Below are 5,686 nucleotides of genomic sequence, written 5' to 3'. Positions count from 1 at the left end.
TCAGGGCGTTCCGCACATTGTGGGTCATGCCGCCGACCAGTTCGGCCGCGCCGGTATAGAAACTCTGCTCGACCAGCCGGTTCCGGGTCTCCTCCAGCTGGGCCAGCGTGCGCTCGAACTCCGCGCTCAGGATCGCGATCTCGTCCGGAGCGCCGTCCCTGCTGTCGCCCTTTTCCGCCTTCAGCCGCGACGTGGCGCCGCGCGCTTCCAGGACCCGGTCCATCAGCCGGGCGACCGGCTTGAGAACCGTGCCGTTGAGCATCAGCAGGATGGCGAGACCGGTGATCCCCAGCACCCCGCCCATCAGCGCCAGCACGTAGTTGACCATGCTGTCTCCGGCGGCGCTGATGCTCCGGGCATAGCTGGTTTCGAGGACGAGGGCCGGGCTGCCCGCGATGTCCTTCAGCACGCTGCGGACCCGGAGCTGACCGTCTTCCACCTCGATGTCCGGGCGTTCCCGGGCGGCTGAGCCGTCGTCCTCATTCGTGGAGATCTCGCCGGTCGGCTCCTGCACCTTGATCGGCGACTGGCGCTGTCCGATCGGGTCGAGCGTGAATCGGGCATGGACCTGACGGCCCAGCCGGTCGATCAGGCCGCCGTCGAGGAAACGGCCGAGGACCAGTATGCCGGCCGCCGATCCGGTGCCGTCGGCCCGATGGATCGGAGCACCGACCACCAGCATGGGTCCCCGGCCGGTCATCATGATCCCGGAACGGTCCGGTTCGTCCTCACCCTCACCCTCACCCTCGCCCTCGCCCTGGTGGAGCAAGGCCAGGCGGTCGGGCGGCAGCCGGTCCGCCGGGAACTCGGGCAGGTCCATCGCCTCGCCCGTCTCCAGATCGTAGACGCCGCCCCACACCACCGTCCCGTCGTAGCGAAGGAAATACATCAGGTTGACCTGGATACCCTGGAAACTCTGGAACATCAGGTTCTGGTCCACGAACTCGCCGGCGCTCTCGCCTTGCATGAACGCGTAGCTGCTGTCCCAGGCCGCCCAGTCCATGGCGGAGGACCGCAGATGCGCCAGATTGTTGGAGACCGCATCGACCGCGCGGTTGGCGTTGCGGACCGCCAGCTCGCTTTCCAGGTTCTTGAACTCCTCGCCGACCAGGAGGTGCAGGATCAGGGCGTTGCCGATCAGCATGGCGAATGCCGCCGCCGACAGGATGAGGATGACGCGATAGATCAGGCGCATTCGTCCGGGCTCCGGATGTTTTCTTCGGCGATGTGGACCAGGTGCAGCCGCTGCTGCGGCTGCATGCCGGCCGACTGGTCGGCCAGCCGTGAATAAAGGCGTGCGACCCGCTGCTGCCACTCGCCCAGGACGGGCGGCAGGACCAGCGGGTGTTCGGCCACCAGATCGGCGATCACCGCCCGGTGGAAACGCATGACGACCAGATCGGTGACGGCGAAGCCGGACACCGCGTGGCGGGCATCCTCGATGAAGGCGTTCTCCCCGAACGAAGCGCCGCGCGTGATCGCATCCACGGCCACGCCGTGGATGCGCAGTTCGACCGTGCCGCTTCGGATGACCGAGAAATGCCGGACCGCGGCACCGGCTTCGAACACGACGCGGCCGGCGGCGAGGTTGGTGGTTTCCGCCCGTTCGGCAAGGTCGGCGATCTCCTCCAGCGTCAGCGCCTGGAACAGCGGGACCGACTTGAGGAACAGGATGAGATCGAGCATGGCTTGTTCTCCCTCCGTCGCGGTGACTGCGATCTTGTTTGCGGGCAGCCCTTCGAGGGGGCCGCCTTCGAGCAGCTTGGCGGCAAGCAGACGCGTCCAGCGGTCCGATTCGGCTGCCATCAGAAGCGCTCCCGCCGCATCGGTCGCGGGGATGTCGGACTGAGGACCGTCCGATCCCGCCTCCAGCAGCGACAGGACCGGGCGGATGAAGCGGCCGGTCGGCATGCTGGACAGCGCCTCTATGGCGTCCGCGCGCACGCGGGCGTCGGACGAATGCGCAAGGCTGTGAAGCAGCCGTATATCGCGCCGGCTGCCCAGCGCCGCCTTGACCATCAGCACGCGCCAGATGATCCGCCGGTTGCTGGCCGACAGGGCCGCCGCCAGCACCTCGACCAGTTCCGCGGAGGCCAGCTCCGCCGAATCGCCGAAGCCGCGCATCGCCGCCAGGCCATGCAGGTTGCGGCGGGCCTGCCGGTAAAGGGGGCGCAGATGGTCGAGCAGGAGACGCCGTGCGCGCCTGGACCCGATGGAGCCGAGCGCCAGGATCGCGGCATGCGCCACTTCGGGCCGGGGAGACATCAGCCGGAGCACCGCTTCCCCGATGGCGGCATCGCCGAAACGCCCCAGCGCTTCGGCCGCCGCTTGCCGGGTTTCGGCCGAGCGATGCTCCAGGTCGCGCGCGACGGTCCGGATGCAGCGTCCCGGCAGCGGCGCCACCGGAGCCCTCCTCTCTCCTCCGAAGCGGTTGCGCAGATCGGCGGCGTAGAGCCTGACCTGGGGATCGGGATGGTTTTCCAGCCGCTGGATGTCGGCCTGGGAGAAGCGGTTCATGCCGGCCTTCCCCAACTGCCCGGCGGGAACCGCCGCACGCTGGCGCAGGCTGCGCAGCAGGCTTGGCAGGAACCCCGCCCCGACGGCGGCGCAGACCGCGACGAACAGCACCGCCAGGGCTATGGCGACCATCAGGGTCGTGCGCGGCTCCGCCATCGACTGGAGCCAGATCAGCCCGATGCCGGACAGGGCGATGCCGGCCGGGTAGATGACGCCTTCGGCCAGCATGCGGACCTGTCCCAGCACGCGGTACGGAATTGCGGCGTAGTTCAGCGTCTTGACCGGCTCGAAGATCGCGTTGGACACCGCGTTGGCGTTCATGTGCATGACGACCGCCGCCGGCAGGCCCCAGAACAGGAAGAGGCCGCACAGGCTGAGCAGCGTGGTCAGCGGGAAGATCAGGTTGCGCGGCAGCGGCCCGCCGCGCTCCAGCACGATGCGGCCGAACAGCGCCAGGATGACCAGCTCAGCCGCCTGCTGGACCGAATAGACCACGGCGAGGAAACCCGCGAGTTCGTCCTCGTCGGCATAAGCTTCGGCGTAGACGGTCATCGCCAGATAATCCTGGAGGCAGAACAGCGCGGACATCAGCAGAATGCCGCCGCAGATGGTTCCTACCAGCGGGAAGCTCCTGACCGTGCCGGCCAGGGCACGGACGGCGTCCAGCACGCCGCCCTCATCTTCATCCTCGTCCTCGCCGTCGCCGAGCCGGGTCAGCCGCCGGCCGATGCGCAGGCATTGCAGGAACGACAGGACGAACAGGAAGCCCGCCACCAGCAGCAGGGTCTGGGTCGCAATGTACTGCGACAGCAGCGACGCCAGCATGCCGCCGCCGACCCCGCCCGCGCCGAACGCCATGGCGAGCTGCGCCGCGTACCGCTTCGTGTCGAGGGTGGTCAGGTATTCCGACGCCAGCAGCCAGAACAGCGTGTCGTAGAGGATCTCGAGGCTGTAGGCCGCGATATAGGCCGCATAAGCGGCGCCCGGCATCCCGGCGGCCGCCATGCCCCACAGCACCAGCGCCAGCAGCGCCGAGGCGAGGCAGAGCGCCGCCGAGACCTGGAGCGTCAGCCAGCGCGACAGCACTGCGGACACCCCCGACGCCAGCGGGATCGAGACCGCCGCCAGCAGGACGTAGAAGACGGGCATCGACTCGCTGCCCTCGTTCGCCAGGAAGAGGGCGGCGCCGCTGGTCGTCAGGATCAGGATGGAACCGGAAATCAGTGAGCCGAGCACGGCCAGTTCGACGACGCAGGCGGGGAAAGCGAGATGACGCCGGAGTGCGGTGGCAACCAGCTTAGGCGGCTTGATCACATCCACATCCATGACCACGACCAGGGAGGACCGCCGCCGGCGACTAGAAGCGGCAATCCGACCCTTCGGCCGCGATCAGCGCCATTTCGGCGGCGAAGTCGGCGACGATGTCCAGGGACAGGTAGCGGCGGCGGAGATGCTTCGGCAGGGTCGAGAAACTGCGCACCACGCGGCGGCAGCCGCGCGACCCGCAGGCGCAGTCCATGTCTTCCAGCGGATGCTCCTGATGGGTCGAGTAGTCGTAGGTCAGTTCCTCGTTCGCCTCGATGTCGTACAGGGCCACCATCGAGAAGCCGTCGGGACGCACCTTCAGGCCGCAGTTCGGTTCGCAGCTATGGTTGGTGAAGTCGTCCGGTCCGCCATAGGGCGGGATGAACAGGTCGCTTCCCACCTGGAAGATGTCGGCGTGGCTGAACCCGGCCGCCGTGATCTCCGCATGGCTCATAGCCTGCGCCAGATAATCGGGATCGGTCACGGTGAGGACGGTGGCCCCCGCCTCGAACGGCTTCGAGGTGAAAAGACCGAGCCCGGCCGCCATCGAAGGCGCCACGTAGAGAAAGAGGTACTGGGAAAGCTTGCGTTGCGGCTTCAGGAAGCCGGCCTGATTCCAGGTCACAACGTCCGAAACTTCACCGACAGTAAAATCGATCGAATCCATCGCCCACCCGAGATCAATCAAGGACCAGTCAACTCGGGTAAGCTGCGTCTGCGTAGTTAATAATGAGTTAACTAATAGATCGGGCAGTCAGGGCCTCCTGGCGCCCGCGGCCATGCGGAGCGGCCATCCGAGACCATGGAGAAGCGCCACGATACAGACCGGCAGGAAAGACCATTGAGTCCTTTTTTGAACCGAAAAGCCTGTTTCCAGGACGCTTACGGCAGCGACCATGAGGTAGATGCAAACCAACAACCAAGAGGTAGAAGACAAGATGCGGCCCTCCATTGACGGGAGGACCGCATCTTATCACCGCAAGGGTTAAACCATAATAACCAGGGTTAGACCGCGTTCAGGTCCTCGCGGCGGCGGGTGCCGGACGAGCCGCCGATGGCGGCCGCGATGGCACCCAGGAGCAGCGCGCCGAACCCGTAGATGGACGCCTGCGACACGGTGTCGGCCGTGACGTCGGCCGCCTGCCGGGCAGTCTGTTCCGCCTGCTGGGCCGTCTGGGTCGCCTGCTGCTTCAGCTGGTCGATCCGGGCGCGGGCATCCTCCTCGCTGATGCCGGACTGCTGGCTGACGATCTGGGTCGCCCGCTGCTGCGCCTGATCGGCTTCCGGGCCGCCTGCGACGATCTTCGGAGCCAGAGACACCAGCTCGCGCTGGGCCGCTTCGGGGCTCTGGTTCGTCTGGTCGGCCGGACGGAGCAGTTCCTGGACCTGCTGCTGCACCTGATCGGCCGACAGCCCGCTAGCGCTGGCGACCTGCGGTGCGGCATCGGCGACCGTGCTCGATATGCCGGAAACGGCGTTGCCGACCACGTTGAAGGCGCCGCCGATCACGCTGCCGATGGCGGAGGTCAGAAGCCAGAAGCTGACGACCAGCGCCAGCGCCCAGGTCAGCAGACCATGGAGCACGCCGTCGGTCTTTTCCCATGCACCGGCCAGACGGGCCGCGACATATCCGCCTATGACCAGCGCCACCAGGTAGCTGACCGCCCACCAGACGACGGCGCTAATGCTGAGCGTGCCGGTGTCGGGCGAACCGGCCGCCCCCTGTGCCGGATCGATCGTCGTCAACCCGATGCCGATCCCGAGCATGCTCAGCAGAAGCTGGATCGCCACCACCATGAGCACGCCGCCGATCACGGCGCCCCAGGAAATTCGCCGGTAAAGCCCCGGCTGCACCGCGACGGCG

At 67.2% G+C, this 5,686-nt stretch carries 4 protein-coding genes; all 4 read right to left on the bottom strand.

The window, feature by feature from the left end:
* Positions 1–1,195, bottom strand: a 1,195-nt coding sequence (locus tag AC5JJ6_RS38725) for a CHASE4 domain-containing protein (RefSeq protein WP_496047145.1), incomplete at its 3' end; no start/stop codon positions are given.
* Entirely contained in the window at positions 1,186–3,831 is a 2,646-nt protein-coding gene (locus AC5JJ6_RS38720; RefSeq protein WP_496047144.1) for a HEAT repeat domain-containing protein, read from the bottom strand. The genes AC5JJ6_RS38720 and AC5JJ6_RS38725, both read right to left, overlap by 10 nt.
* Positions 3,832–3,874: 43 nt before the next feature.
* Positions 3,875–4,447, bottom strand: a complete 573-nt coding sequence (locus AC5JJ6_RS38715) for an SET domain-containing protein (RefSeq protein WP_496047143.1) — start codon at positions 4,445–4,447, stop codon at positions 3,875–3,877.
* 380 nt (positions 4,448–4,827) lie between these two features.
* The coding region (locus AC5JJ6_RS38710) for a hypothetical protein (protein WP_496047142.1) at positions 4,828–5,686 on the bottom strand (859 nt) is incomplete at its 5' end.

It is taken from the genome of Skermanella sp. (genome assembly GCF_059503625.1).
The sequence above is the reverse complement of the archived record's forward strand: the minus strand, read 5'-3'. Positions and strand labels throughout refer to the sequence as shown.